This window comes from Leifsonia sp. SIMBA_070 (genome assembly GCF_046534635.1).
In the GTDB taxonomy this organism is placed as follows: domain Bacteria; phylum Actinomycetota; class Actinomycetes; order Actinomycetales; family Microbacteriaceae; genus Leifsonia.
This window is the reverse complement of record NZ_JAWRYK010000685.1, coordinates 1-249: the sequence shown is the minus strand read 5'-3', so window position 1 is coordinate 249 and position 249 is coordinate 1. Positions and strand designations below refer to the sequence as shown.

At 71.5% G+C, this 249-nt stretch carries 1 protein-coding gene; it reads right to left on the bottom strand.

Annotated features, from left to right (window positions below; all coding sequences use genetic code 11):
* A partial coding sequence (locus SB754_RS21990) for an AsmA family protein (RefSeq protein WP_410784423.1) occupies positions 1–208 on the bottom strand: 208 nt, incomplete at its 3' end.
* Positions 209–249: the final 41 nt, after the last annotated feature.

The window sequence follows — 249 nt, the reverse complement described above, 5'->3', positions numbered from 1 at the left end:
GCGCCACGTCGGCGAGCCGCACTCTCAGGGTCGGCAGGACGGAGAGGTCGACGGGCCCGGCGACCGTCAGCTCGCGGCCGGTCTGTTCGCGCACCGCCTGGCGCACCCGGTCGACGACGACATCGGTGGGCACCAGGAACGGCGCGGCCACCACGGCGGCCACCAGGATGACCAGAAGGACGGCGAGGCCGATCAGGATCTTCTTCATCGCGTTCGAACGCTCCGCTCATGGCATTCGGGGCACGCCGC